Source organism: Mesorhizobium sp. M1142, from assembly GCF_040318565.1.
Taxonomy (GTDB): Bacteria; Pseudomonadota; Alphaproteobacteria; order Rhizobiales; family Rhizobiaceae; genus Mesorhizobium.
This window is the reverse complement of sequence record NZ_JAMYMK010000006.1, coordinates 167,156-193,185: the sequence shown is the minus strand read 5'-3', so window position 1 is coordinate 193,185 and position 26,030 is coordinate 167,156. Positions and strand designations below refer to the sequence as shown.

Here is a 26,030-nt window from a genome sequence, read left to right as displayed (position 1 = left end):
CACGGGGGAATACTTTTGCGCGAAACGGCCATTGCCAAATGGGTGCAGACATTTTGATCAGCCAGAGGAGGCGGACGGCACGCTGATCCGCTCGAGCGCAGCTAGAGGCCAAGGGCTGTCGTGCCGCGGGCAGCCGGAAATGGGGATGGTCGGAGGTCGAGCTGGGATGGACACTAAGGAATTCAGAGGCTTCGAAAAGCGTGCTGACAATGTCGGCATGGCAAGACAAATCAGGCCCTTGTCGCTCCACTTCCGAGGCGAACTCCAGCGGAGTACGGCTTCTACGCGGTGCTTGGTCTGCCTGTCCTTGCCACCATCGGATTCGTTGGCTGCTGAAACGTCCACCTGTAGCCGCTGAGAAGACGACTGCCGCCAGTGCCGTCGTGGAACCGCCATATGACGGCGGCTTGGTTACAGAGCCGGCTCGTGTCGATCGGGCGGGGGAGCCTGATGTGACGTACATGGTCCAGAAAGTGGCCAATGAAGGTGCTGGCATCGTCAACGTGATCAGGTCACGTAATAGCGGTAATACAACAGCGACCACGAGCCTCTCAGGCGTTCGATGAGGCGACAAAAATCCGATCACCGAACTAAGCGCGATTCCGCCACACTGCCACACACGAAACCGATCAGGTCACGTTCCAGGCTCACCAGAAGATTGGAGCCGAGGCCACCTCGGCTGAACTCTGCCATGCCGCGGGCCGCCACCTCTTCCAGCCGCGGTAGAAAACGTGGGTCAGCAGCGCCGGCATGGGCGAGCAACTCCCAAATCGCGAGCAGCGCCATCAGCACCGCAAGCGGCCGCAGATGTCGGCCGATGAAGCGGAAGGCCGGCGGTGCGATGGAAGCGCCGCGACAGCCTATCCCGACCTGCAATCGTGATCAGGCTGATCGTGGGGTCTCCGGACGCCAGCGTTGCAGATAGTTTCGGCAAGCGTGAGCAGGCCGTGGATCACCAATCCGCTCAGGCCGACCACGATCATGGCCGAAAAGACGAGTTCCAATTGAAAGAGCTGACGACCATAGGCCATCAGGTATCGGAGCCCTTCGAACGATGCGATGAGTTCTACCGCAACCAGGGTCTGCCAGCCGTTAGCAAGGCCTTCTCGCAGCCCTGTAAAGATCGACGGCACGGCGGAAGGCAGCACGATCATCGTGAGTTTCGACCAGCGGCTGAACGAAAGGACACGGCCAGACCCCGTCTCACGACGACGCCATTGCGCTTCGCCGCCATCAGGCTGGGTAGAGGACTTGCACGTCTAAAGCTGTCGATCATGCTCGGCACACACAAAAGGGCGGCATCGCTGCCGCCCTTTCCGTAAGCTTGCGAGATTGGCTGAATTAGAAATCCATACCGCCCATGCCCATGCCACCGCCGGGCATACCAGCCGGCATGCCGCCAGCGGACTCCTTCTTCGGAGCCTCCGCGATCATGGCTTCGGTGGTGACCAGCAGGCCGGCGACCGAGGCCGCGTCCTGCAGAGCCGTGCGCACAACCTTGACCGGATCGACGATACCCATGGCGATCATGTCGCCATATTCGCCGGTCTGGGCGTTGTAGCCGAAGGTTGCCCCCTTGTTCTCAAGGATCTTGCCGGCAACGATCGATGCTTCCGCACCGGCGTTGGCCGCGATCTGGCGGGCCGGAGCCTGCAGCGCGCGACGCACGATGGCGATGCCGGCGGTCTGGTCGGAGTTGGCGCCAGTGACGGTGATGGCCAGCGAAGCGCGCAGCAGGGCGACGCCGCCGCCGGGAACGATGCCTTCTTCGACGGCCGCACGGGTCGCGTTGAGGGCGTCATCGACGCGGTCCTTCTTTTCTTTGACTTCGATCTCGGTCGCACCGCCGACGCGGATGACGGCAACGCCGCCTGCCAGCTTGGCGAGACGTTCCTGCAGCTTCTCCTTGTCGTAGTCCGAGGTGGTCTCTTCGATCTGCTGCTTGATCTGGGCGACGCGGCCCTGGATCTCTTCCTTCTTGCCGGCGCCGTCGACGATGGTGGTGTTCTCCTTGGAGATCGACACCTTCTTGGCGCGGCCGAGCATGTTCAGGCCGACATTCTCGAGCTTGATGCCGAGGTCTTCGGAAATGACCTGGCCACCGGTGAGGATGGCGATGTCTTCCAGCATGGCCTTGCGGCGATCACCGAAGCCCGGCGCCTTGACGGCAGCGATCTTCAGGCCGCCACGCAGCTTGTTGACGACCAGCGTGGCCAGGGCCTCGCCTTCGACGTCTTCCGAGATGATGACCAGCGGCTTCGAGGTCTGCACGACAGCCTCGAGGATCGGCAGCATGGCCTGCAGGTTGGACAGCTTCTTCTCGTGGAGCAGGATGTAGGCGTCTTCCAGATCCGCAACCATCTTTTCGGCGTTGGTGACGAAGTAGGGCGAGAGATAGCCGCGGTCGAACTGCATGCCTTCGACGACTTCGAGTTCGGTCTCGGCGGTCTTGGCTTCCTCGACGGTGATGACGCCCTCATTGCCGACCTTCTGCATCGCTTCCGCGATCATCGAGCCGACCGAAACGTCGCCATTGCCGGCGATGGTGCCGACCTGGGCAACCTCTTCCGAGGTCTTGATCTTCTTGGCGTTCTTGATCAGCGTCGCGACGACGTCGGCGACGGCGAGGTCGATGCCGCGCTTGAGGTCCATCGGGTTCATGCCGGCGGCAACCGCCTTGTGGCCTTCCTGGACGATCGACTGTGCCAGAACGGTCGCGGTGGTGGTGCCGTCGCCGGCGATGTCGTTGGTCTTCGAAGCAACTTCGCGAACCATCTGCGCGCCCATGTTCTCGAACTTGTCTTCAAGCTCGATTTCCTTGGCGACGGTGACGCCGTCCTTGGTGATGCGCGGTGCGCCGAACGACTTGTCGATGACGACGTTGCGGCCCTTGGGGCCGAGCGTGACCTTCACCGCGTCGGCGAGGATGTTGACGCCGCGCAGCATGCGCTCACGAGCGTCGCGGGAGAATTTTACGTCTTTGGCAGCCATTTTTTACTCCTGGGCATTTCGCCCGAAATTCAGATTGGATGGTGCGGATGAAAGGCGGCGGCGTGTCAGCCGATGATGCCCATGATGTCGGATTCCTTCATGATCAGAAGGTCTTCGCCATTGAGCTTGACTTCGGTGCCCGACCACTTGCCGAACAGGATGCGGTCGCCGGCCTTGACGTCCAGCGGGACGAGCTTGCCGGCTTCGTCACGGGCGCCGGAACCGACGGCGATGATCTCGCCTTCCTGCGGCTTTTCCTTAGCCGTATCGGGGATGATGATCCCGCCCGCGGTCTTGGATTCGGATTCGACCCGGCGAACGACCACGCGGTCATGCAGCGGCCGGAAATTCGACTTTGCCATTTTTGGATTTCCCTGGTGCGGATGTTGAACGGTTCTCCGTTGCCGGAGCGTGTTTAGCACTCACCAGAAGCGAGTGCTAACGCGGCAGTGAGATAGGCCGTAGGCTCCTGCTAGTCAAGACGGAAGAGGGACGGGCGAAGAGCAAACGAGCGTGGAAGCACCGAGCCTTTTACGTGAACGACGTCGGAGATCGGACATGGATGGGGCGGCTCACCATTTGCAACTTATTCATTTGGCACGATTGGTGCAGCGGATGATCCGCAAACGTTGCGCGCGACCGATATAATGAGAGGTGAGCGCCATCAGGATTCCTGCGTTAACCGTCCACTCGGTCTTTACGGTGTGGCCGCCGCGCGGGCGCCAGGACTCCGGCCATCCCGATAGTCACCAATCCAATCTGCGGAGAACAGGAGGCAAGATGAGAGCGACAGTCAGCACGAACTCGAATTTGAAATGTTTGGCCAAAGCAACTGCCATCGCCTTGCTCTGGACGGTCACGGCTACATCGGCGGACGAAGGTATGTGGATGCCGGGCCAGACTGCGGAAGTGTGCGCGGCCATGCGCGCGGATGGGCTCCAGATCGATCCCGCCCAGCTGGGCCGTCTAGACGCTGACCCGCTCAACGCGATCGTATCACTGGGCGGATGCTCCGCCTCGTTCGTCAGTCCACAAGGGCTGGTCGCAACCAATCATCATTGCGTGTTAGAATCCATCCAATACCACAGCAAGGAGGGCCAGGACTATCTCACAGACGGCTTTCTGGCGAAGAGCCCTGGGTGAAGAATTGCCCGCGGCGCCAGGCAGCCGCATCTATGTGATCGAGGACATGCGGGATGTGACCGCCGAAATGCTCAAGAGCGTCTCGGACAAGCTGAACGGGTTTGCCCGCTATGAGCGGCTCGCCACGAACAAAAAAGGCCCTGATCGCCGCATGTGAAGGACAGCCCAATCGCTCGTTGCGACGTATGGCGGCGTCTCCTACTATCTCCTCCAGAAGCTCGAAATTGAGGACGTGCGCCTCGTCTATGCGCCCGCGCTCGGCATCGGCAACTTCGGCGGCCAAACGGACAACTGGATGTGGCTGCGCCACACGGGCCACTTCGGCTATTATCGCGCCTATGTCGCTCCTGATGGTTCCTCCCGGCCATATGCGCGCGACAATGTGCCTTACCGGCCGAAGAGTTGGCTACCCATAGCCTGTGAAGGCGTCAAGGAAGGCGACCTTGTGATGGTCGCCGGCTTTCCCGGCGCAACCCACCAATTCCTGACCGTGGATGAAGTCCGGTTCAACTTCGCGCAATTCGAACCGCGGTTGCAGCGTTCGCTCTCGGATTATCCCGCCCAGATCAATCAGGCAACGGCAGGCAATCGCGAGGCGCAGATCCATTGACCGCCCGCTTCACAAATTGGCTCGGCCTAAAACGCATGGGAAAAGCAGAAAAGGCAACAGATCGGCACCAGAATGAATATGGCCGCGCGAACTGACAGACGCGCCAACAATCGGCATCTCGCATGGTCGGTGGCACTGGACGTGGCTCCCACCCTGCTGGCGCGACTCCCCATCAGGTCGTCGGGGTTTCGCTGGCGAAAAAACTTCCGCGTGTCTCTGCGCGATCCATCCCGCTTGCGCGTGCCTAGTCAACCAAAAAACTGACCATCTGCAGGATCAGGATCAGCAAAAAAAAGCCAAAGGCAGACGCCAAAACAGCTGCCAGCAGGACGATGCGTTGTTTCTTCACCCACAGTTCCCCCGGGAGAGAGTCTAATGATAATCCTTAAAAAAAGGCGCCCTGGAACAAGGCGCCCCACGCTCATTTGTGCAAGTTTAAAGTTTAGCTTGCCTGCTTTATGTAATTATACGTTTTCTTTTATGCAACACTTTCCAAGTGTTACTTGCACAAATCGAACGTATCGCACATTTAGACGAACTGTACATTCGACAGCGACTTTGACGCATGCGTTTACTGGCGGTATACATCCTTCACCGTTGCCGCAAGGCATTGGCCCACTCGCGCGGCACCTCCTTCACGACAAAGGTTGAAAGCCCGTCCTCGGGCGTTTCATTTCCAAGATCACTTCGATCCACTCATACGGGCTTCCCGAGCGAGACCGTGGGTTCGGACTTGCGAATGAATTTCTCGTTATAATCGAATTGATTATAAGGGTATATTTCTACGTTGAGTATAAAGGATGTCAAGCCCGCGCCAGCGGCAATTTTGTCCGGGCGACCGCCGTTTCGTCGAGGACATGGTGGCGGAAGCGATAAAGCTTCGCCGGCCGACCGCCGGTATCAAAAGCACTTTCGCCGGTCTCCTCCACCAGTTCCTGCTGCTCCATCCAACCGGCGAAAGTTCTGCTGAAGCGCCCCTGCCGATGTAATCGTCAACGCCGTCCGCGTCAGCGCATTGCCATCGGCGAGAAGCCGACGACATTGTTGATGACGAACGTAACGATCCGCGGCTTCAGACAGGAATGTGCGCTTCGTCCAGATGGATGGAGTGGGCTGGCAGGTTCCGGGCGGCCGCGCCGTTGAGGATGCAGCATCGAGAGCCGCGCTCGCCGAGGATGACATAGGTCGAGATTCGCGCGCCGGAAGTCTTGCTCCATGTCTTCACGAATCCATTGGCAGGATCCCGGGTTCTTCGCGTGGTCAGGGTCGAGCAGTATCGAACCGTGGTAGTTGAGCTTTGCTCGGTGACGTGGATGCCGTGCAGCTTGCCGGCGACTATTTTCGCATTGGTCCCGTTGTCCTATTCATCTCACAAAGTCAGTCCTGATGTTGAGCAGCTTCGCTGGGCTAAATCCCGACGACGAGCGCCCCGCCGCTGAGTCCCGCACCTGCCGCCGCCAGGAGTATTTTCTCGCCCGGCCGAAACGGCTCCGCTTGATTGGCGAGCGACAGTGAGAGCGGGATCGTCGCGGCGGAAGAGTTGCCATATTCGGCGATCGTCTTGACGATCAGGTGATCGGCAACGCCGAGGTTTCGCCCGACCGCATCGAAAATGCGAGCATTGGCCTGATGCGGCACGAACCGGTCGACATCGTGTGGTCGCACTCCGGCAGCGGCTAGCGCGCTTATCGAGCAATCGGTCATCATCTCGACGGCCTTTGCGAACACTTCGCGGCCGTCGGTCATCGTCATTCGGGTTTGCGCGAGGTCGAGGTCACCGTGGAACGGGATGTTGCTTCCTCCTGCGGGAATCTGGATCAGGCCGTATCGCGAGCCGTCCGAATCCACGGAGGCACCGAGAATCCCCCGACCAGTATCCTCGCACGGACCGATCACGACGGCGCCGGCGGCATCGGCAAACAGCACGGCGCTGGCGCGCTCAGAGGGATTGATGCGGCGGCTGAGGATATTGGCGGCGATAACAAGGCTCGCTTTGCCGTGCAGGCGGGTAAATCCGTCCGCAAACATCAGCGCATAGATGAAGCCGGCGCAGGCGCCGGTCAGATCGACAGCGCCGGCGCGGCCGAGCCCCAGCCGATGTGCGATCAGGGGCGCGCTGGGCGGCAGGAGGTGATCGGGCGTCGAGGTGGCAAGCAGCAGCAGACCGATGTCGTGGCGCGCAATGCCGGCGCTGGCCAGCGCCATGGCGCCGGCCTGCGCAGCAAGACCAGACAGCGTGTCTTCGTCCGTTGCCCAGAAGCGCGACCGGATTCCAGTACGCCGCTCGATCCAGCCCGGTTCGAGGCCGAGATTGTTCTCAATTTCGGCATTCTCCACTTTGCGCCCAGGCGCATGATGGCCAAACCCGAGAATGCGCGACGACCCGGTCATGGCTTCGAACCGAAGCGTTCGCCGGCCTCCTCGATGGCGTCATAGAGCCCGTCCAGTTCCTCGCCGGTGATGCAATAGGGCGGCAGAAGGTAGAGGACATTGCCGAGCGGGCGCACGAGCAGGCCGCGCTCGAGGAAAAATGCGCGCAGCTTCGGCCCGATCTCGGCCAGATAGCCGGCAGAGCCGGCGCGCAGGTCGAGAGCCAGGATCGTGCCGATCGCGCGGCTGTCGGTGAAGTTGGCATTGTCGCGAAAGCGTCGAAACCCGGCGGCCTGTCTCTCGCTCAAGGCCGCGATCCGCTCGGCCACCGGCTCGTCACGCCAGATCTCGACATTGGCGAGTGCTGCCGCGCAGGCAATCGGATTGGCCGTGTAGGAACTCGAGTGGAAAAACGTCTTCTTGCGATCCGCTGAATAATGAGCCTGGAAGATCGCATCGGTGGCAAGCGTGGCCGCCAGCGGGATCACGCCGCCGGTCAAGCCTTTGGAGGTGCACAGGATATCTGGAGAAATCGATGCCTGCTCGCAGGCGAACATGCTCCCGGTGCGGCCCCAGCCGGTCATCACCTCGTCGGCAATCAGCAGCGTGCCGGAGGCTTCGGCAATCTTCTTCAATCCGGTCAGAACCGAGGCCGGATACATCAGCATGCCGCCGGCGCCAAGCACGAGCGGTTCGACGATCAGCGCGGCGGCGCGCCGGTCGCGGGAGACTGCCTCGAATCTATCCAGCGTTTCCTGCTCGCGGCCGGCGGCCGGGAAGGGAATGGTGTCGACCTCGAACAGCAAGGGTTCGTAGGCGGCGTTGAACACGCCACGCGCACCGACGCTCATCGTGCCGATGGTGTCGCCGTGATAGCTGTGCTCCATGACGGCGATGCGCGAGCGCGGAGCGCCGGTGTTGCGGAAATAGCCGAGCGCCATCTTCAGCGCGACTTCGACGGAGGTCGAGCCGCTGTCCGAATAGAACACCCAGTCGAGTCCGGAGGGAGCGAGACCGACAAGCGCCTTGGCCAGGCGTTCGGCCGGTTCGTGAGTGAAGCCAGCGAAGATAATCTGGTCGAGGCTCGACGCGGTCGTCTCGATAGCCTTTATGATGCGCGGATGGCGGTGGCCATGCGTGACGACCCACCAGGATGAGATGGCGTCCAGGATGCGCGCGCCATTGGCTTTGTGGAGATAGGCGCCTTCAGTCAGGACGATTTTAGGGGTCGAAGGCTCGAGCGCGTGCTGGGTGAAGGGATGCCACACACGGGAATGCGACATCACTCGCCTCCGGCAATCAAAGCGAGGTCGAAGCCGGCAATCATCGCTTGTCTCAGCGTTTTGTCCGTCAGCGGATCGAGGTGCGGCAGCCTGCCGAGTTGCGGCACGTCGCCGAATTCCACGATCGTCCGTTGCGTATCGGTCATCTCATCGCCGATGAAGGCGATGCCAGCCAGCGGGATAGCGCGCGCCCGCAGGGCCTCAATCGACAGCAGGGTGTGATTGATTGTTCCGAGCGCGGTGCGGGCGCACAGAATGACCGGCAACTGCCATTGCTCGAATATGTCGATGAACCTTGTCCGGCGGTTCAGCGGCACCATCAGCCCGCCGGCGCCTTCGATGACGAGCGGTGTCGGCAGGACCGGAAACGAAACATCGGCAGCCTCGATCGAAACGTCGTCGATTTCGGCCGAACGATGCGGCGAAAGCGGGCTCTTCAAGCGGTAGGCTTCCGGCAGCACGCGCCCCGACGGCAGCCCGGCAAGTCGCGCAACCGCCTCGCTGTCGGTCTCGCCGTCGAGGCCCGATTGCACCGGCTTCCAGTAGAAACCGTCAAGCAGGCCGGCAAGCCCGGCCGAAAACACCGTCTTGCCAATTCCGGTGTCTGTTCCGGTGATGACGATGCGCTTGGTCATGTCGCCTCCGGTCATGTCTGAGCCAACACCTCGACGAGCGCCTCGACCATGGCGGAAATGTCGGCTTCGCTGATATTGAGCGTCAGTGAGATGCGCAGCCGCGACGTGCCCTCGGGCACGGTCGGCGGACGAATGCCGCGTATGTCGAAGCCGCGGCCCTGCAGGCGCGCCGCCACTGCCATGGTGCGGCTGACGTCGCCGATGACAACTGGCTGGATCTGCGAGCCGCTGGGCTTTACGCCGCAGCGATCGGCCAACTGGCGGCTCGCGAAAGCGACCCGCTCATGCAGCTGAACACGCCGCATAGGCTCGTCGGCGAGCATTGCGAGCGCTTCCCGCGCCGCGACCGCCATCAGCGGCGATGGCGCGGTGGCGTAGATGAATGGCCGGCAACGGTTGATCAGATACTCGCACAGTGTCCTCGGCCCGGTCACGAGCCCACCAGATGCGCCGAGCGCCTTGCTGCAGGTGTGGAGCGCGACGATGTTGTCGCGGCCCTCGAAAGCGGCGGCCAGCCCCCGGCCGTCCGGTCCCCAGACGCCGGTGGCGTGCGCCTCGTCAATGACGATGAATGCGTCGTGCCGATCGGCAAGCGCGACCAGGCTCTCCATCGGCGCGCGGTCGCCATCCATGCTGTACAGGCTTTCGACCACGATCCACACGCGCCCCGCGCCGCCTTCGGCGCGCCAACGCTTGATCGCGTCCTCGACAGCATCGACGTCGTTGTGCGCGGCCAGCACCAACTGTGCGCGCCCGGCCTGCGCACCCTCATGCATGCTGGCATGGGCGAGCTCATCGAGGACCAAAAGATCGCCCTTCTGCGGCAGCGCAGTCAGCAGAGCGAAGTTGGCGATGTAGCCGCTGCCGAAGAACAGCGCGCGGTTCGCGCCGAAGAACGCCGCCGCGTCTGCCTCGAGCTGCTCGTGTTCCGGTGCATTGCCGCGCAACAGCCGCGACCCGGTGGCGCCAACCGGCGTGCCCCGCGCAATCGCCGCCGCAACCGCTTCGCCAAGTCTTTTGGAGGCGGCAAGCCCGAGATAGTCGTTCGACGAGAAGTCGAGGCCGGCGCGCGGCTTTAGCGTCCGCAGCCGGTCCTTGCGCGCCAGTCCCTGCAGGGTCGCCTCATAGCGGGCAAGTGGTGCCCCGTTCATTGCGCCTCGAGTTCCATCGGCTCGATGCCGAGGCGCCGGAACAGCAGGGTATCTTTGTCCTCGCCGGGATTGTCCGCCGTCAGCAGCGTGTCGCCGACGAAGATCGAGTTGGCGCCGGCAAAAAAGCACAGCGCCTGCATCTCGTCGGTCATGGCCGTACGGCCGGCGGAAAGACGGATATGCGATTTCGGCATCATGATGCGGGCCAGCGCGATCACGCGCACGAATTCGATCGGCTCGATCGGCTTGGCGTCGGCAAGCGGGGTGCCGGGGATCGGGATCAGCATGTTGATCGGAACGCTTTGCGGATGTTCCGGCAGGTTGGCCAGCGTCACCAGCATGTCGATCCGGTCCGCCGGCTCCTCGCCCATGCCGACAATGCCGCCGCAGCAGACCTTGATGCCGGATTGGCGAACGTGCTCGAGCGTCTCGAGCCGCTCGGCAAAGCTCCGCGTGCTGATGATCTCGCTATAGTAGCGTTCCGACGTATCGATGTTGTGGTTGTAAAAGTCGAGACCAGCCTGCTTCAGTCGAGCGGCTTGCTCAAGATCGAGCATGCCGAGCGTCATGCAGGTCTCCATGCCCAGCGCCTTGACGCCTTCGACCATCGCCACCACCGCATCCATGTCGCGCGCCTTGGGGTTTCGCCAGGCCGCGCCCATGCAATAGCGGGTCGCGCCGGCGTCACGCGCCTTGGTCGCCTCGGCGACGACGCGCCGGACCTCCATCAGCTTCGACGCCTTCAGGCCGGTCTCGTGATGCGCCGACTGGCTACAATAGCCGCAATCCTCCGGGCATCCGCCCGTCTTGATGCTGAGCAGCCGGCTGAGCTGGACCTTGTTGGGATCGAAATTCTGGCGGTGCACGGTTTGCGCGAGGAAGAGGAGATTGTTGAAGGGGGCATCGTGAAGTGCCTGAGCCTTCTCCAGGGTCCACGCTCCAGGGTCAGGGGATTGAGCCTGTGGCGATGACTGCGTTGGACTGGCTGTTTGCATGTCCATGCTGTTCCTCCGGTTCTGCCTTGCTTTGCTGTCTGATTGACGACGATCGGAAAGGACAGTTGATTCGATCCTGTTCGTTCCTCAGACAATCATGAGCCCCAATAGTCGAGGCCGATATCCAGGATCGGCGCGCTGTGGGTCAGGCGGCCGACCGAAATCAGATCGACGCCGGTCGCGGCAATCGCTCGCGCTGTATCGGATGCGATCCCGCCAGAAGCCTCGGTGATAGCACGGCCGCCAACGATTGCGACGGCGCGGCGAAGATCGGCGAGGGACATGTTGTCGAGCAGAACCGCATCGGGAGCGAAGCCAAGTACCTCCTCCAACTGGGCCAGCGTATCGACCTCGACCTCGATCTTGACGAGATGACCGGCCCGTCTTCGTGCTCGCTCGAGCGCCGGGCGAACGCCGCCTGCGATGGCGATGTGGTTATCCTTGATCAGAATTGCGTCGTCGAGGCCGAAGCGGTGATTGGATCCGCCACCTGCGCGCACGGCGTATTTTTCGACTGCCCGCAATCCGGGCGTCGTCTTGCGCGTGCAGACGATCTTCGCGCCATATCCACGAACCGCGGCGACGATCGATGCCGTTGCTGTAGCGATGCCGCTCAGATGGCACAAAAAATTGAGTGCCGTCCGTTCGGCTGTGAGAATGGCCCGGGCAGGGCCAACCACTGATGCAATGACCTCTCCATCCATGACATTGGAGCCGTCTGCCCGCTCCACCGAGATTTCGATATCAGGATCAATCAAGCGGAAAGCGAGCATCGCCAGATCGAGGCCGGCGACAACTCCGGACTGGCGCGCCGCCAGCACGGTTCCCGCTTGGTGTGCCTTCGGGATGATGGCCTCCGTGGTCAAGTCGCCGGCTCTGCCAAGGTCTTCAAGAAGAGCTGCCCTTACAAGCGGCTCAAGCATGACCGTGGGAAGCGGTGAGAACGTCATCACTTTGCCCCTTCGAGCCTTGGCGAGTGTCCGAGTTCCCGCGCAGCGGCCAAAGCGGCTTCGAGGGTGATTTCGGACCGTCGGGCGACAGTCGCATGATGAGGAAAGTCTGTCCGGTAATGAGCGCCGCGGCTTTCTTCGCGCAACAGGGCGGCAACCGCGATCATTAGCCCGACAGCCGCCGGATCCGAGGCCGCGTCCTTGCTTTCGGCGAGCGGCAACAAGGTATATGCGGCTGCTTTCAAACCTTCACCATCCCGGACGATGCCCAGTGCACGCGACAGGAAAACACGCACGGGTGTCGGCGCGGGCGATGGGTAAACGTCCGCAAACGCACGCTTTGTTCTGCGAGCAGGCGTTCCGGCGACACTTTCAGCGACCCAGCGCGCGCACACGGCGGCCTCGGTCAAGGAATTGCTGGCGAGCCTGTTGGCGCCATGCAGTCCTGTCGAAGCGACTTCGCCGCAGGCCCACAGCCCCTTGACGGAGGTCCTACCGGAGCCGTCCACGGCAACGCCACCCATGTGGTAGTGTTGGGCCGGACGAATGGGGATGAGATCGCGCGCGGGATTGATGCCGGCTCCACGACAGGCTGATGCGATTGTCGGGAAGTGTCGAGCAAATTCCGGGCCAGGCCGTTGCCGCGCGTCGAGAAAAACACGGTGGCCGTTGGCAAGATGGTTCCAGACGGCGCGCGCCAAGACATCACGAGGCGCAAGTTCCGCCCCTGGCACGCTCTGGAGAAAAGCCTGGCCGGTTTCGTCGATCAGGGCAGCACCTTCGCCGCGGACGGCCTCGCTGAGCAGCACCATAGGGCGTTCCGGGCCGTCAAGCGCGGTCGGGTGGAACTGGATGAACTCGAGGTCGGCAAGGACAGCTCCAGCGCGGGCCGCAAGCGCCAGGCCCTGTCCGCAACTGCCCGAAGGATTCGTGGTGTCGAGAAACAGTCCCCCGATCCCACCGGTGGCGAGGACGACCCGCCGTGAGCCGAAGAAGACAGGTCCGATCGAACAGCTCGCCCAGACGCCTCGGATCGCATTCTCTCGCACCGCCAGTCGGCGCGCTTCCACGCCCTCCACGACAACAATCGACGGAGTGGAACGCACAGCCGCGATCAGGGCACGCATGATCTCACGCCCGGTGCCGTCACCATGCGCATGAACGATGCGACGTCGGCTGTGTGCGGCCTCCAATCCGAGGCACAGTGATCCTTTCGACGTACGGTCGAAGGGAACCCCAAAGCGCGCAAGCCCCTCTATCGCCTTGGGCGCGGCTTGGAGGATGCGGCTCGCCACGTCTGTGTCGCAGAGACCATCCCCGGCGGCAAGCGTATCGGCCAGGTGCAGTTCCGGATCGTCGTCTTCGCCGAAACTTGCAGCCAGACCACCCTGTGCCCACGTGCTCGAATTGTCAGCTCCCAGCAGCGTCCTGGACAGAAGCAGCACCGGCTCCGGCGCCAGTTGAAGCGCGGTCATCAATCCGGCGATGCCGCCGCCGATGATGATGGGCCGCCCGAAGAAGCTGCGGACATCGGCGCTCAAATTGCCAGCATCCGTTCGACCGCAAGCCGCGCGCGCCCGGCGATCCCGGGTTCGATGGTTACGATATGGTGGTTCTGCTCGAGCGCCATGCGGATGTTGGCAAGCGTGATCCGCTTCATGTGAGGGCACAAATTGCAGGGCCGGATGAACTCGACCTCTGGGTGCGCTAACGCGACGTTGTCGCTCATCGAGCACTCGGTCATCAGCATGACACGTGCCGGCCTTTGCCTGTCGACATAGTCGGACATGGCAGCGGTCGAGCCGGAAAAATCTGCTTCAGCCACGACGTCGGGCGGGCATTCGGGATGCGCGAGCACGATCACGCCGGGATGGCTTTCGCGCAACTCGCGGATGTCGGCCGGTGTAAAGCGCTCATGCACCTCGCAATGCCCTTTCCAGGCGATAATCTGCACATCGGTCTGGGCGGCGATATTCTGGGCCAGATATTCGTCCGGCAACATGATCACCCGGGGAACGCCAAGGGATTGGACGACCGCCTTGGCGTTGCCGGATGTACAGCAGATATCCGACTCGGCTTTCACTTCGGCCGACGTGTTGACATAAGTGATGATCGGCACGCCGGGATAACGCTGGCGCATCAAGCGCACGTCTTCTGCCGTGATCGATTCCGCCAACGAACAGCCTGCCCGCAGGTCGGGAATGAGCACCGTCTTTTGCGGATTGAGCAGCTTGGCCGTTTCGGCCATGAAATGTACGCCAGCCAGCACGATGACTTGCGCCTCGATCGTCGCAGCCGTGCGGGCCAGTGCCAAGCTGTCGCCGACGATGTCGGCCACGCAATGGAAGATCTCGGGGGTCTGATAGTTGTGCGCCAGGATGATGGCGTTGCGCTCGCGCTTCAGTGCAATGATCGCCTCGATATCCTCGACGAAAGCCGGCCATTCGATCGGCGGGATCACTCGTCGGACGCGCTCGTAGAGAAACGCGGTCGCAGGCAGCATGGCGCTCATCGACCCCTCCAGCTTATACTCTAGTTGAAAATAACCAGCATATACTTGCTGTGAGTATAAGCGATGTCAACCCCGCGCCAGCGGCAATTTTGTCCCGGCGATGACCCTCTCGTCGAGAACGGCGTGGCGGAACCGGTAAAGCTTCGCTGGCCGGCCGCCGGTCTCCGCGGTTGCCTCTCCGGTCTCTTCGACCAGCTCCTGCTGCTCGATCAGCCGGCGAAAGTTCGGCTTACGCACGAGCCTGCCGGCAAGCGCCTCCACGGTTCGCTGCAGCTGCAAAAGCGTGAAGACCGGCGGCATCAGCTCAAAGACGACCGGCCGGTATTTGATCTTGGAGCGCAGCCGCGCAATGCCGGTCGCCACGATGCGGCGATGATCGGCGACCATGGACTTGCTAGGCACCAGCGGAGGCAGCGTCGCGTCCCGTCCGCTTCCGGCCTCTTGGACCAGGCCTGCTTCGTAGACTAACTCATAGCGTTGAAGCGTGAGTTCCTCGTTCCAAAGGCGGTCGTCGAAGCCGAAGGCTATCGTCGCCCGCTGCCAGCGTTCACGTCGCGTGGCCGCGTCGCTGACGCCGTCTGCCCATTCAATCAGGCGCGGTCGCAGAACGTCCAGCACGACCGGAGGCGTGCCGGAGCGGTGGTCCTCCCATGGAAAATATTCATACCAGCTCTGCCAGCCGCACTTGGGCGAGCCAGCTGCCTGTTCCTTGCGGGTCAATGCGAGATAGCTGATGGAGATGACGCGCTGCTGGCGCTCGGCGCCGATGCGATCCCGATCCGCGAAGGTGTAGAGTTGCTCAATATACCCCAGCGGATGGCCGGTCTGCTGCTCGACCCACCCCCTCAAACCGGATTGCAGCGATCGGTGCTCAAGCGCAAATGGTCCGGAGGGCAGGGTGTCCGCCTGGCCGATGGTGAGGACACAGGGTTCACTGTCGTTTACGGCGACGACAAAGGCGATCAGGTCCACTTTGACTTCGTCGGCCTTGACGGCGGCTCTGTCTTTCCTGGGTCCTTTTGCCTGATCGTCCATGTTCGCGAAAGTGGTTGGCCAGCTCGGGAGCGCCTGAATCGATTAAATGTAAGCGCGCCTGTCCGCACGTCAACACCGCACAGCTGCACGGCCATTTTTAGCTCTTCGCACTTGCACAAAAATGTGGCAAACGCGACACCCGCGGTTGGTAACGTTGGGGAAGGAGGGTCCATTGAGTGCGTTTGGTGACACCAAGGCGATCACACCGCCGGATATTCATTCGCGCAAAGGTGGGACGCCGCTCGTCTGTCTTACCGCCTACACGACCCCAGTCGCCCGGCTTGTCGATCCCCATTGCGATGTGGTGCTGGTCGGCGACAGCGTCGGCATGGTTCTCCACGGCCTGCCCTCGACGCTCGGTGTGACGCTGGAGATGATGATCATTCACGGCCAGGCCGTGCGCCGTGGCCTCGAGCAGGCGCTGATGGTCGTCGACCTGCCGTTCGGTTCCTTCGAGGAAAGCCCCGAGCAGGCTTTCCGCAATGCCGCGCGCGTCATGGCCGAGACCGGCTGCGCGGCCGTCAAGCTCGAAGGCGGCGAAACGATGGCAGAGACGATCGGCTTCCTCGCCGCGCGCGGCGTGCCGGTCATGGCCCATGTCGGCTTGACGCCGCAGGCGATCAACACCATCGGTGGCTACCGCGTGCAGGGCAGAGGCGGGGATGCCGAGCGCATCAGGCGCGACGCGCTTGCGGTGAGCGAAGCGGGCGCCTTTGCGGTCGTGCTGGAGAAGGTTCCCGAGGCGCTCGCCCGCCGGATCACCGGGGAGGTGGCGACCCCGACCATTGGCATCGGTGCCTCGGCAGCCTGTGACGGCCAGATTCTCGTCGTCGACGACATGCTGGGCCTCTTCGGCGACTTCCGGCCCAAATTCGTCAAGCGCTATGCTGAACTGGGGGAGGCCGCTGCGGCTGCGATCGCGGCCTATGCGCGGGAAGTGAAGGAGCGCCAGTTTCCGGCCGCCGAGCACGTGTTTGCCGATGCGCCCAAGCCCGCCGACGGGGACGCCACCAAGAGCGGAGAAGCAGCGTGAGCGTGCCGATTGTCAGGAGCGTTGCCCAGCTTCGCCAAATCGTCGCCGCATGGCGCCGCGAGGGCGTGAGGATTGCCGTGGTGCCAACGATGGGCGTCCTGCATGAGGGTCATCTCAGCCTGGTGCGCGCGGCACTCGAGAAGGCCGACCGGGTGATCGTGACGCTCTTCGTCAACCCGAAGCAATTCAACAGCCAGGCCGATCTCGCCGCGTATCCGAGCACCGAGGACGAGGATGCCGCCAAGCTGGCACCGCTTGGCGCGCACCTGCTTTATGCGCCGGATGCAGAGGAAATGTATCCGGCGGCCTTCGCCACGACCGTTTCGGTGTCCGGTGTCAGCGAGGGCCTGTGCGGTGCCTTCCGGCCGGGACATTTCGATGGCGTGGCGACCGTCGTCGCCAAGCTCTTCCTGCAGACCAGCGCTGACTTCGGCTTCTTTGGCGAAAAGGACTTTCAGCAGCTTCAGCTAGTCAGGCGTATGGCCCGGGACCTGGATATTCCAATCACCATTGTTCCTTGTCCGACAGTCCGCGAAGCCGACGGTCTTGCACTATCATCGCGCAATGTCCGGCTCTCGCCAGCAGAGCGTGCTGTTGCCCCCGAGCTACCATCGGTCTTGCTCGAGACGGCTGAGCGGCTTGCCCGCGGCTCGCCCGTCCTGCCAACGCTTGCCGAAGCGCGCGCAGCAATTCTGGCTGCGGGCTATCGCGAGGTCGAATACCTGGAACTTCGCGACGAGGCAGATCTGCGACCCATGACAAGCCTTGACCGACCTGCACGCTTGCTTGTCGCGGCCTGGCTCGGCGGCACACGGCTCATAGACAACGTCAGAATATCACGGGTTTCAACAGATTAACGGGGTTCTCGGCACGCGCTGTATCCGTCCGGGATCGTTTAAAACAAGGTCTCTGCCTGGCATCGAGCGATCACGGAGGTTACGCAAAGCGCAAATGCATCGCGTGTTTGAGAACTTCGTCGAGCAACTGTCTGCAAGTGTTGATGCTGCCGATCTCCGTGAGGCAATGGCATCCGCTGCAGCCGGCTTCGATTTTCCGCTATTCGCCTATTTCACTTACCCGTCGGCCCCCGGCGACGCCCCGCAATTGATCTCAAACTATCCTTCATCCTGGACATCACGTTATCTGCAACAGCGGTACCACAGTCTTGATCCGGTCATCCTGCGCGGGCTGCAAGGCTGGGATACCTTCGATTGGGGTGTGGATCGCGCTCGGCACTGTCTGCCGAATTCGCAGCAACAAATTCTGGAGAGTGCGGCTGAGTTTGGCATCCGGGGCGGCCTGACGATGTCCATGCATGATCATCGCGGCCGGTTTGCTGCCCTGACCTTTGCTTCCGACGAGTCCCGTCCGCCTCTGTTGCGGTCACTGACACGTTACGAAAAAGCATTGCAGCTGGTGGCCATCAACTTTCATATCCATGTCCGGCGCAGGCTCGCCGACGATCGCGTGGTGGATGGTGTAACGCTCACCCCGCGGGAGTTCGAGTGCCTGAAATGGGCGGCGCGCGGCAAGTCGGCTTGGGATATCAGCCAGCTTCTCGGCGTCTCAAAGCGCACCGTGACCTTTCACCTGGAAAACGCCAAGGCAAAGCTTGGCGTTCGAACGATCAACCAGGCCGTTGCACGACTGGCTGCCTCCGGCCAGGCGAGATCCTGATTCTTCGGCCACGATAGCTGTAAACCTCTACAGGCTGCATCGCTGCCAGCTTTGCCCTTCCATGGCGGGAACACATCCCGCACGGAGGCGACCATGATGCAGCTGATAACACCAGACCTTTACAACGAGTTCGCAAGCGAGCTCAAAGAGATGCACGGGCTCAGGTTTCGGGTGTTCAAGGAAAGGCTCGATTGGGAAGTTGATACCGAAGACCAGATGGAAACAGACCCGTTTGATGGTCTGAAGCCTGTCTATCTGCTCCTCAAGGGATCCGACTGGCGAATTCGCGGTTGCGTGCGTCTTTTGCCCAGCACCGGACCCACAATGTTGCGCGACACGTTCCCGGTGCTGCTGGGTGCTGACGTCGTGCCCTCGACTGCCGACATATGGGAGAGCAGTCGTTTCGCGCTCGATCTCCCTCCGTCGGCGCCCAAGGCAGCGGGCGGGCTGGCCCAGGCAACCTACGAGCTCTTCGCGGGCATGATCGAGTTCGGCTTGGCCAAGGATCTGACCCGGATCGTAACGGTGACGGATACGCGCATGGAACGGATCCTTCGCCTCGCGACGTGGCCATTGTCGCGCATCGGACAACCCAAGTCCGTCGGCAAAACGGAGGCGGTGGCCGGGTTTCTCGAGATTTCCCGCGCGAGCCTTTTGCGCATCCGCAGCAGGGGACGTCTGAGCGGACCGGTACTGTGGCAACCGGTTCTAGGCCCGTCGGCATAGCGCCATTGTGGACACCTGAGCCGTGAAGGATGCAGGTCTGCCCAAGGAAGCGACGGTCGGTCTTGTATGCTGGCCGGACTGGCGTCGTCACGAAGCTTACCACTACGCCAGACGATTGCCACGCACTGCCTGGGCCTGGGAGTTTCTTCGGCGCAATCCACAATTCCAGCGCGACCACGCCAAAATGGCACCGTCCGCCTGCATTGTCGGAGCCCAGGCCGACATGAAGATAATCGAGTTGACGACAGGATCATCTTTCCTAAGACAATGGAGCCTCCTTTTTCGCGGACGCGCCACAGTCGGACGCTACGTCGGCAAGGGTCTTTTGGGATCCGCGCGACTGCGCCCGTATTCTACGAGCGGCCGCGGAGCCGGTTGGGCTCGACCACGATTTTGAACCGCTTGATCTCTCTTCGCTCTCATGCTGCAAGGACATCCTGCTGACACCTGCCGGCGTGCAGCACGTGCTGCTGAGGGAGGACTGCCGGAGTCTGCAGATCGCCCTTTCCGGTGCATCCGTTCTCCGCCCGTTGCGGCTATATGTCGACGCGATCGTGCAGCCGCAGCACCTGAAGTTCCATGTCGCTGCCCTTCAGTTCCTGAACGACATCAATGGTTGCGGCCGCCTGGCAGCTGCTTGCTTTCCGCCGGAACCCCGCGGAGCGCGTCTGCGTATCGTGCTCCAGGCTTTGGACGGCTCGCTTGCGGGAGCATCTCATCAGGAGATCGCCATTGCCCTGTTTGGGAGACGCCGTGTCGAAGAAGATTGGTCTCATCCAGGTAGCCATCTTCGCGATCAGGTGCGTCGCGCCATCCAACGTGGCCGCTACCTGATGGGCGGCGGCTATAGACAGTTCCTGATGTAATTCGGGTGACAGCTTGGTGATTGTCTTATTCGAAAACGCGCAGGCATCAATCTCCATTTCTCACTGCTATTGTGCCTTGTACAAGACGTGACACGCGCCTAGTTCTTCCGCTGCGGGAATCCGGTTTGAGTAATACGGACGAAGCACTGAGAACCAACGTTTTCGTGATAGTGCATTCATGCCCCGAGAATCCTGATGACCGTTACGAACCCCGACAAAGCCGGCGCTGACTGAAACGGTCGCTGAACGTGCTCTGTGGCCTGCGCCGCCTGACTCTCGGTTTCGGCCATGCCGACCAACAGCGTATTGATAGGCCATCGCGGGCTAAGCTCTACCGGCGAAAGCGGCGTCAACAGCGGCAGGCAATCAGAAACTTGATCGGCGGCGACGATGATTATGATCAACGTGACGAACACGTGAATCATGCCGACGGCGCCCACGCTGCCGATGATGATGATGCCGATCATGCGTCGCTGATGCTGCCTAACTACAGTGCTTGTGATCACGCCGATCACCGCGTGATTACGAGCGGCGGCGCTTCGTGTCAGGTGCGTAGCCGGGATGGTCGCGCATGGCCGATTGGTCCTTCGTGCCGCGGGGTGTGGGCTTGCGTTCGGTCATGAGGGCGTCAGGCGCAACGAGAAGTTTAGATCAGGGGCTCATCCATGTGGTGGATGATAGTTATCCCTACAATCAATTGTACCAATATTACCGAATACTACTACAAGGTCCCGAATGAACGCGGCCGGATGGGCATCCGTCTCGCGTGGGCTGAAGCTGCCGGCAAGAATGGGGAGACGAACATGTGCGGGATTGTTGGCATCATTGGGCAACAGCCGGTGTCGGATCGGTTGGTCGACGCATTGAAGCGTTTGGAATATCGCGGCTATGATTCCGCCGGCGTTGCGACGATCACCGAAGGTGCCTTGCACCGCCGGCGCGCCGAGGGCAAGCTCGTCAATCTCGAGAGGAGACTGAAGGAAGAGCCGCTGAGCGGCAACATCGGCATCGGCCACACGCGTTGGGCAACCCATGGGGCCTCGACGGAACGCAATGCGCACCCGCACTTTACCGACGGTGTCGCCGTCGTCCATAACGGGATCATCGAGAATTTCACCGAGCTGAAGGACGAATTGGCGGCGGCTGGCGCCGAGTTCCAGACCGACACCGACACCGAGGTCGTCGCGCATCTCTTGGCAAGACACCGCCGGGACGGCATGAGGCGGCAAGACGCGATGCGTGCCATGCTGAAACGCCTCAGGGGCGCCTATGCGCTTGCTGTCCTCTTTGAAGATGATCCGTCGACCATCATGGCGGCGCGCAATGGACCACCGCTGGCGATCGGTCACGGCGACGGCGAGATGTTCCTGGGTTCCGACGCGATCGCGCTTGCTCCCTTCACCAATGAAATTACCTATCTCATCGAGGGCGACTGGGCCATTGTCGGCAATTCGGGCGCCCATATCTTCGATTTCGACGGCCATCCCGTCGAGCGTCCGCGCCATACCTCCACGGCCGCGGCCGATCTGGCCAACAAGGGCAACCATCGCCACTTCATGGAGAAGGAAATCTACGAGCAGCCCGAAGTCATCGCCCATGCTCTCCGTCACTATAGCAACATCATAGAGAATCGCGCCGACACGGTTTCTGGCATCGATTTCGCCAGGATCCCGAGCTTGGCGATCTCGGCCTGCGGGACCGCCTATCTCGCCGGACTGATCGGAAAATACTGGTTCGAGCGCTATGCGCGCCTGACAGTTGAAATCGACGTTGCGTCCGAATTCCGTTACCGCGAGATCCCGTTGTCGCCGCAGTCGGCGGCTCTTTTCATTTCGCAGTCCGGCGAAACCGCTGATACGCTCGCATCGTTGAGGTACTGCAAGGAGCGTGGGCTGAAAATTGGCGCTATCGTCAATGCCTGCGAATCGACCATCGCTCGGGAGGCCGATGCGGTCTTCCCGATCCTTGCCGGACCGGAGATCGGCGTCGCCTCCACCAAGGCTTTTACCTGCCAGCTTGCCGTTCTAGCCGCACTTGCCATCGGCGCCGCCAGAGCCCGCGGGACCGTAACCGAAGACGAGCTCCAGGCGCTCGTCCGGAGCCTCGCCGAAGTGCCGCGCGTCATGGGCCAGGTACTCAACAGCATCCAGTCGGAGATGGAGTTCCTGTCGCGCGAACTGTCAAAGTGTCGTGACGTCCTGTATCTCGGCCGTGGCACCAGTTTCCCGCTAGCGATGGAAGGTGCGCTGAAGCTCAAGGAGATTTCCTACATCCATGCCGAGGGCTATGCGGCGGGTGAATTGAAGCACGGTCCGATCGCATTGATAGACGACAACATGCCAGTGATCGTCATCGCGCCCCATGATCGCTTTTTCGACAAGACCGTCTCCAACATGCAGGAAGTGGCTGCCCGTGGAGGGCGGATTATCCTCATCACCGATGAAAAAGGGGCAGCCGCATCGAAACTCAACACCATGCACACGCTCGTGTTGCCGGCTGTCGACGAGATTATCGCGCCGATGATCTTCTCGCTGCCGATACAGCTTCTTGCCTACCACACGGCGCTCTTCATGGGCACAGACGTAGACCAGCCGCGCAATCTCGCAAAATCGGTCACGGTCGAATGATTGTGAACCTTTACAGCTGGCGATGCTTGTCCATCTTCGCTGCATCGGCGGTGGAAATTGGTCGAAGGTATCAGCGTCCGCGAGGCTGGGTGGACGGTGCCGCGAATAGCCACTGGAGGCGTCAGTGAGAGTTCGAGTTGCTGTTCAAGAAAGCGATCGGGGAGAATGAGTCGTGTAGGATCGCAGGTCGAATGCGCTACAGCCGATCAGGCCATCTCATGGCGGGCAGGTTCTTAGAACTTGATCAGAAGCAGGTGAGCCGCCATATTCCGACCCGGCTGCCAATTTCAAGTGGCCCATTCCATGGATGAGGCCGGTCCGGCCGAATGGACGTCCATTTTTTTGATTTGCTGGGTGTGCGCCAAGGGTCGGGGAGGAAATCTCCCGATTTGTCAGGCGCTCCCATCTTCTTGGAGATGTTTATGAAGGATTCGCGCATTCCCGAGCCAGTCTTGACGGCTATGTCGCAGGGGACCCACATCATCCGCGCTTATCGTGAGCACCTTGGGTATTCAATCGAGGACCTCGCGGTCGCGTGCGGGCTTGCCGCTCAGGAAATCCAAAACATCGAGCGGGGTCTAAAGTACAATAAGGGCTATCGGAATCGGATAGCGAGATCGCTGTCCATACCTGTGGGAATTCTTGAGGCAGAGTCGGACATATCGGACGCCGCCTGATCAGTCGGATAATCTGCAATGGGTGGAAGACCGCTCTTGTGATGTGACGTTTGCGGCTGATAGTCGTCGCTTGATTCCGTTGGACGGGAATGCCTTCTGGCGCAGTACCGCCAAGAGAATTCTCGTCCACTGTCCGAGTCAGGAACTGCACACGGGCTCGCCGAACAGGAAGTTGGAACGCTTCGTCATGCTGTCTTAGGCGATATAGCCGCCCGGAGTGCTGCGACACGTGCACGATAGCATTGGCCCGCGAGGATGGATTGCTAACGGCGAACCCATGCTGGTCGGCAAGGCGATACTGGCTGGAGCATCAACTCGGCCGACGAGAGTGGCCCCCCATCCTAGGCAGGATCGGCCGACATGGCCGGCATCGCGAGCCGCTCTGAAAAGAGCACAGCGGGCATCCAGACGCTGCCGGGTTGACTATGGGTGTCGGAACCGCAAAAAGGGGCCGCTCTTCATGAGTGGCGTGCGCCGGCAGTCTAACCCCAAGCCCCCCGCCAGGCTGCCGGCGCGCTTCTAGCCGCCTTGATGCACGGCGATAAGCTTTTGACGGCCTGAAGCGACGTTGTGGTCGCCGTTGCGGTGCTTTTCCACGCGCCTCGTCAGGCGCCGGGATTGCTCCGTCGTGATGGCAGGCGGGGGTTTGCAGGTTGCGGTCGACGGGTTCGTTTCGGGGCGTCTGCCCCCATCGTTATGTCGCGAGTTGGGGGATGCGATCGAGGACGATGCGCAGGATGCGCTGGTCGGGGCACGATGTCGGCAGGTGCAGGCGGATTTGCGATTTCATCTCGACCACCCGCGCAGCGATTTTGATGAGGCGCAATCGCAGCGTGTCGAATTGGGCGACGGCAAAGCTCGAGCGCCTCGGCATCGCGGCCCGCAAGCCCCACATCAACCAGTAAGCACCGGCATGCAGGAATAGCCGGAACTGGTTGGCCGTCGCTCTGGTGCAGGATGTGCGGTCGGCGGCAAGATGCGTCTTCCACGACTTGATGTGGTTCTCGGCCGCGCCGCGCCGGCAGTAGACATCCTCGTAGAGCGCCTTGGCCTTCCCACCGGCAAGGTTGGTGACGACGAAGCGGATATCGCCACCTTGGGCGCCGACCTCGACCCGCGCGATGATGCGCTCGACCCGGCTCCAACTAGCGGCGCCGTCAACGAACTCCTTGAACCTGCGGACCTTGCCTGTCTTGGCCGACGCTTCGAAGCGCGCCGTCGTGCTGGCCTCCAGATCCGCGACATGCTTGCGCAGGGTCGTGGTGGGCGCGAGGCCAAAGATGAAGTCGACGTCGTTGGCGCGGCACCAGTCGATGACCTGCGGGTTGCAATAATGGCTATCGCCGCGGAGCAGGATTCGAATGTTCGGCCAGTTGATCCGGATCGCCCGCACCAGACGGCGCAGGTGGGGGCGGATCTCAGCCCCACTCGGCCGCTTGGCCGGTCGCAGGATCGCGCTGACGAACCGTCCCGCACCATCGAACACGACGATCGGCTGGAAGCCGTACTCGTCATGGTGGGCATTGAACAGGCGAAGCTGTTGGCCTCCGTGCACAGCGTCGAAGGTGTCGTCAATGTCGAGCACGATCCGCTTCGGCACCTGCCGGAACGAGGCGCAGTAGAGGTCGACCATCGCCCGCCCCATCGCGACCAGCTCCCGCACACCGGGCAGGTTCTCCAGCCGGCACAGCGTCGATTGCGACGCCAGATCCCGACCCGACGGCAGCGCATCCTGGGCCATCTTGAAGACCGGATCGCGGCGCAGCCGGTTGGCGTCGTTGCCGTCCTCGTAGCCGGCGGCGATCATCTTCATGCGAAAGCCGATCATGTCCGCCAGGCTGTGGACGACCTGGTCCGGGCAGCGCGGATCGTCGATGCAACGCGCCAGACGCTCGGCCACCCGCAACCGCTTTTCCACATCGGCCAAGGCCAGAACGCCGCTGTTGGACGACAGCATGCCGCCGTCGAAACGGGCGACGACGGACTTGCCGCCGACTGATGACAAACCGCTCAGCGGCAGCGCAAGATCGTTCATGGTGGGTGTGGTCTCCGGGAAATGGTTCGGATCGGCTTAGGCAACCAAATCCTACGTCATTTCAACGGCTTGCGCCACATCCACCAACCCCCATGAATTTGGTTAGGTTGATGCGGCGTGCCGCCGCCGTGAGGCCGCGCTCGCTCAGCAGCGCGTCGAGAACGACGAGAAGATTCAGATCGAGCCCTTTGAAACGCATGTCTTAGCTATCCATAGCGTGGATGCATTTGATTGAAACAAACGATTTTACCAATTTTCCGGAATGTCGCATGGACTTGGCAGGACCTCACGTGCGCCGATCACTGCCTCTATCGCGTGGCGAGTCCCTTGAGAAGAGCCCGAAAGAGGAAATCTGTCGCGTGCGGTGGAGATTGTACTGGGAATGAGAAGCAGCGCTCCGATCATGTCGAACTCTCCGACGAATGGCGGACCGGTACAATAGTTGATCGCAACTGGTCCGGAGCTATGAAACATCTCGATTACATATGAGGTGCCGAGTGAATACGCTGACAGCACCCACCGTCGCAGCGTTTAGCTGACGTTTGACGACGGTTCCTATCCATTTACACGCAGATTCTTGATGTGCTGGCGCAAAAGCGGGAGGCCGGCGACTTTTCTTCATCATCGGGCTGACGCCGCAGAAGCCGGAACTCGTCCGGTTCCTATGGGCATTGGGCTTGGTCGGTCGCACAGGCTCTATGAGGGGCAATTTTG

At 61.6% G+C, this 26,030-nt stretch carries 26 protein-coding genes and 3 pseudogenes; 11 read left to right on the top strand and 18 right to left on the bottom strand.

Annotated elements, in window-relative coordinates:
* Nucleotides 1-582: 582 nt before the first annotated feature.
* The 4 genes and pseudogenes from NKH42_RS12810 to groES all read right to left on the bottom strand — a co-directional run bounded on the left by NKH42_RS12810 (nt 583) and on the right by groES (nt 3,353).
* Nucleotides 583-876, bottom strand: coding sequence for an ABC transporter permease family protein (locus NKH42_RS12810; protein ID WP_352707450.1), 294 nt, complete (start codon nt 874-876; stop codon nt 583-585).
* Nucleotides 861-1,178, bottom strand: a pseudogene (locus NKH42_RS12805) (ABC transporter permease); the annotation flags it as partial. The pseudogene NKH42_RS12805 and the gene NKH42_RS12810, both read right to left, overlap by 16 nt.
* 163 nt (nt 1,179-1,341) lie before the next feature.
* Nucleotides 1,342-2,991, bottom strand: coding sequence for a chaperonin GroEL (groL, locus tag NKH42_RS12800; protein WP_352974153.1), 1,650 nt, complete (start codon nt 2,989-2,991; stop codon nt 1,342-1,344).
* A 65-nt stretch (nt 2,992-3,056) separates the two neighbouring features.
* Nucleotides 3,057-3,353 carry a co-chaperone GroES gene (gene groES, locus NKH42_RS12795; protein WP_019863563.1) on the bottom strand — a complete coding sequence of 99 codons (297 nt, stop codon included), beginning with the start codon at nt 3,351-3,353 and terminating at the stop codon, nt 3,057-3,059.
* A 418-nt stretch (nt 3,354-3,771) separates the two neighbouring features.
* Here groES and NKH42_RS12790 point away from each other — a divergent pair, with 418 nt between their 5' ends.
* From NKH42_RS12790 to NKH42_RS12780, 3 genes are all read left to right on the top strand, one after another.
* Complete coding sequence (locus tag NKH42_RS12790) at nt 3,772-4,134, top strand: S46 family peptidase (RefSeq protein ID WP_352707389.1); 363 nt, start codon at nt 3,772-3,774, stop codon at nt 4,132-4,134.
* A 4-nt stretch (nt 4,135-4,138) separates the two neighbouring features.
* Nucleotides 4,139-4,291 carry a hypothetical protein gene (locus tag NKH42_RS12785; RefSeq protein ID WP_352707391.1) on the top strand — a complete coding sequence of 51 codons (153 nt, stop codon included), beginning with the start codon at nt 4,139-4,141 and terminating at the stop codon, nt 4,289-4,291.
* Between the two features lie 66 nt (nt 4,292-4,357).
* Nucleotides 4,358-4,744: a S46 family peptidase gene (locus tag NKH42_RS12780; RefSeq protein WP_352707417.1), complete on the top strand. Its 387-nt coding sequence runs from the start codon at nt 4,358-4,360 to the stop codon at nt 4,742-4,744.
* An 803-nt stretch (nt 4,745-5,547) separates the two neighbouring features.
* Here NKH42_RS12780 and NKH42_RS12775 read toward each other — a convergent pair.
* From NKH42_RS12775 to NKH42_RS12725, 11 genes and pseudogenes are all read right to left on the bottom strand, one after another.
* Nucleotides 5,548-5,713: pseudogene (locus NKH42_RS12775) on the bottom strand (NrtR DNA-binding winged helix domain-containing protein); the annotation flags it as partial.
* A gap of 103 nt (nt 5,714-5,816) precedes the next feature.
* Nucleotides 5,817-6,059, bottom strand: coding sequence for an aspartate 1-decarboxylase (locus NKH42_RS12770; protein ID WP_352974192.1), 243 nt, complete (start codon nt 6,057-6,059; stop codon nt 5,817-5,819).
* A gap of 92 nt (nt 6,060-6,151) precedes the next feature.
* Nucleotides 6,152-7,135: a 3-oxopimeloyl-[acyl-carrier-protein] synthase BioZ gene (gene bioZ / locus NKH42_RS12765; RefSeq protein WP_352707393.1), complete on the bottom strand. Its 984-nt coding sequence runs from the start codon at nt 7,133-7,135 to the stop codon at nt 6,152-6,154.
* Nucleotides 7,132-8,397, bottom strand: coding sequence for an adenosylmethionine--8-amino-7-oxononanoate transaminase (locus tag NKH42_RS12760; protein WP_352707395.1), 1,266 nt, complete (start codon nt 8,395-8,397; stop codon nt 7,132-7,134). Before NKH42_RS12760 ends, bioZ begins: the two co-directional genes overlap by 4 nt.
* Nucleotides 8,397-9,032 (bottom strand): dethiobiotin synthase, encoded by a 636-nt coding sequence (bioD, locus tag NKH42_RS12755; RefSeq protein ID WP_352707397.1) that lies wholly within the window; start codon nt 9,030-9,032, stop codon nt 8,397-8,399. The genes NKH42_RS12760 and bioD overlap by 1 nt, the downstream gene beginning before the upstream one ends.
* A gap of 11 nt (nt 9,033-9,043) precedes the next feature.
* Nucleotides 9,044-10,183, bottom strand: a complete 1,140-nt coding sequence (locus NKH42_RS12750; protein ID WP_352707399.1) for an 8-amino-7-oxononanoate synthase — start codon at nt 10,181-10,183, stop codon at nt 9,044-9,046.
* Nucleotides 10,180-11,178, bottom strand: coding sequence for a biotin synthase BioB (gene bioB, locus NKH42_RS12745; RefSeq protein ID WP_352707421.1), 999 nt, complete (start codon nt 11,176-11,178; stop codon nt 10,180-10,182). The genes NKH42_RS12750 and bioB overlap by 4 nt, the downstream gene beginning before the upstream one ends.
* Nucleotides 11,179-11,273: 95 nt before the next feature.
* Nucleotides 11,274-12,128 carry a carboxylating nicotinate-nucleotide diphosphorylase gene (nadC, locus tag NKH42_RS12740; RefSeq protein ID WP_352707401.1) on the bottom strand — a complete coding sequence of 285 codons (855 nt, stop codon included), beginning with the start codon at nt 12,126-12,128 and terminating at the stop codon, nt 11,274-11,276.
* A complete protein-coding gene (locus NKH42_RS12735) occupies nt 12,128-13,669 on the bottom strand; it encodes an L-aspartate oxidase (protein WP_352707403.1) in 1,542 nt (513 codons plus the stop codon). The genes nadC and NKH42_RS12735 overlap by 1 nt, the downstream gene beginning before the upstream one ends.
* A complete protein-coding gene (gene nadA, locus NKH42_RS12730; protein WP_352707405.1) occupies nt 13,666-14,640 on the bottom strand; it encodes a quinolinate synthase NadA in 975 nt (324 codons plus the stop codon). Before nadA ends, NKH42_RS12735 begins: the two co-directional genes overlap by 4 nt.
* Nucleotides 14,641-14,706: 66 nt before the next feature.
* Nucleotides 14,707-15,675, bottom strand: coding sequence for an NUDIX hydrolase (locus NKH42_RS12725; protein ID WP_023722073.1), 969 nt, complete (start codon nt 15,673-15,675; stop codon nt 14,707-14,709).
* A 172-nt stretch (nt 15,676-15,847) separates the two neighbouring features.
* On the opposite strand from NKH42_RS12725, the gene panB reads away from it, so the two are divergent.
* From panB to NKH42_RS12695, 6 genes are all read left to right on the top strand, one after another.
* The gene (panB, locus tag NKH42_RS12720; RefSeq protein ID WP_352707407.1) at nt 15,848-16,708 is read left to right on the top strand and encodes a 3-methyl-2-oxobutanoate hydroxymethyltransferase; all 861 of its coding nucleotides are present in this window, start codon (nt 15,848-15,850) and stop codon (nt 16,706-16,708) included.
* On the top strand, nt 16,705-17,565 hold the full coding sequence (gene panC / locus NKH42_RS12715) for a pantoate--beta-alanine ligase (protein WP_352756779.1): 861 nt from the start codon (nt 16,705-16,707) through the stop codon (nt 17,563-17,565). Before panB ends, panC begins: the two co-directional genes overlap by 4 nt.
* Before the next feature lie 94 nt (nt 17,566-17,659).
* The gene (locus NKH42_RS12710; RefSeq protein WP_352707412.1) at nt 17,660-18,385 is read left to right on the top strand and encodes a LuxR family transcriptional regulator; all 726 of its coding nucleotides are present in this window, start codon (nt 17,660-17,662) and stop codon (nt 18,383-18,385) included.
* Nucleotides 18,386-18,478: 93 nt separating this feature from the next.
* A complete protein-coding gene (locus NKH42_RS12705) occupies nt 18,479-19,111 on the top strand; it encodes an acyl-homoserine-lactone synthase (RefSeq protein WP_352577954.1) in 633 nt (210 codons plus the stop codon).
* A gap of 22 nt (nt 19,112-19,133) precedes the next feature.
* Nucleotides 19,134-19,508, top strand: coding sequence for a transcriptional regulator domain-containing protein (locus NKH42_RS12700; protein WP_352484151.1), 375 nt, complete (start codon nt 19,134-19,136; stop codon nt 19,506-19,508).
* Nucleotides 19,509-19,566: 58 nt separating this feature from the next.
* A complete protein-coding gene (locus NKH42_RS12695) occupies nt 19,567-19,977 on the top strand; it encodes a DNA -binding domain-containing protein (RefSeq protein ID WP_084643024.1) in 411 nt (136 codons plus the stop codon).
* Nucleotides 19,978-20,153: 176 nt separating this feature from the next.
* Here NKH42_RS12695 and NKH42_RS12690 read toward each other — a convergent pair whose 3' ends face one another.
* Nucleotides 20,154-20,444 carry a hypothetical protein gene (locus NKH42_RS12690; protein WP_352707414.1) on the bottom strand — a complete coding sequence of 97 codons (291 nt, stop codon included), beginning with the start codon at nt 20,442-20,444 and terminating at the stop codon, nt 20,154-20,156.
* A 336-nt stretch (nt 20,445-20,780) separates the two neighbouring features.
* On the opposite strand from NKH42_RS12690, the gene glmS reads away from it, so the two are divergent.
* Both glmS and NKH42_RS12680 read left to right on the top strand, forming a co-directional pair.
* On the top strand, nt 20,781-22,604 hold the full coding sequence (gene glmS, locus NKH42_RS12685; protein WP_352707415.1) for a glutamine--fructose-6-phosphate transaminase (isomerizing): 1,824 nt from the start codon (nt 20,781-20,783) through the stop codon (nt 22,602-22,604).
* A gap of 326 nt (nt 22,605-22,930) precedes the next feature.
* Complete coding sequence (locus NKH42_RS12680; protein ID WP_352566708.1) at nt 22,931-23,281, top strand: helix-turn-helix domain-containing protein; 351 nt, start codon at nt 22,931-22,933, stop codon at nt 23,279-23,281.
* Nucleotides 23,282-23,975: 694 nt separating this feature from the next.
* Here NKH42_RS12680 and NKH42_RS12675 read toward each other — a convergent pair.
* Nucleotides 23,976-25,316, bottom strand: coding sequence for an IS1380 family transposase (locus NKH42_RS12675; protein ID WP_352508064.1), 1,341 nt, complete (start codon nt 25,314-25,316; stop codon nt 23,976-23,978).
* Nucleotides 25,317-25,413: 97 nt separating this feature from the next.
* Nucleotides 25,414-25,515 (bottom strand): annotated as a pseudogene (locus tag NKH42_RS12670) (LysR family transcriptional regulator); the annotation flags it as partial.
* Nucleotides 25,516-26,030: the final 515 nt, after the last annotated feature.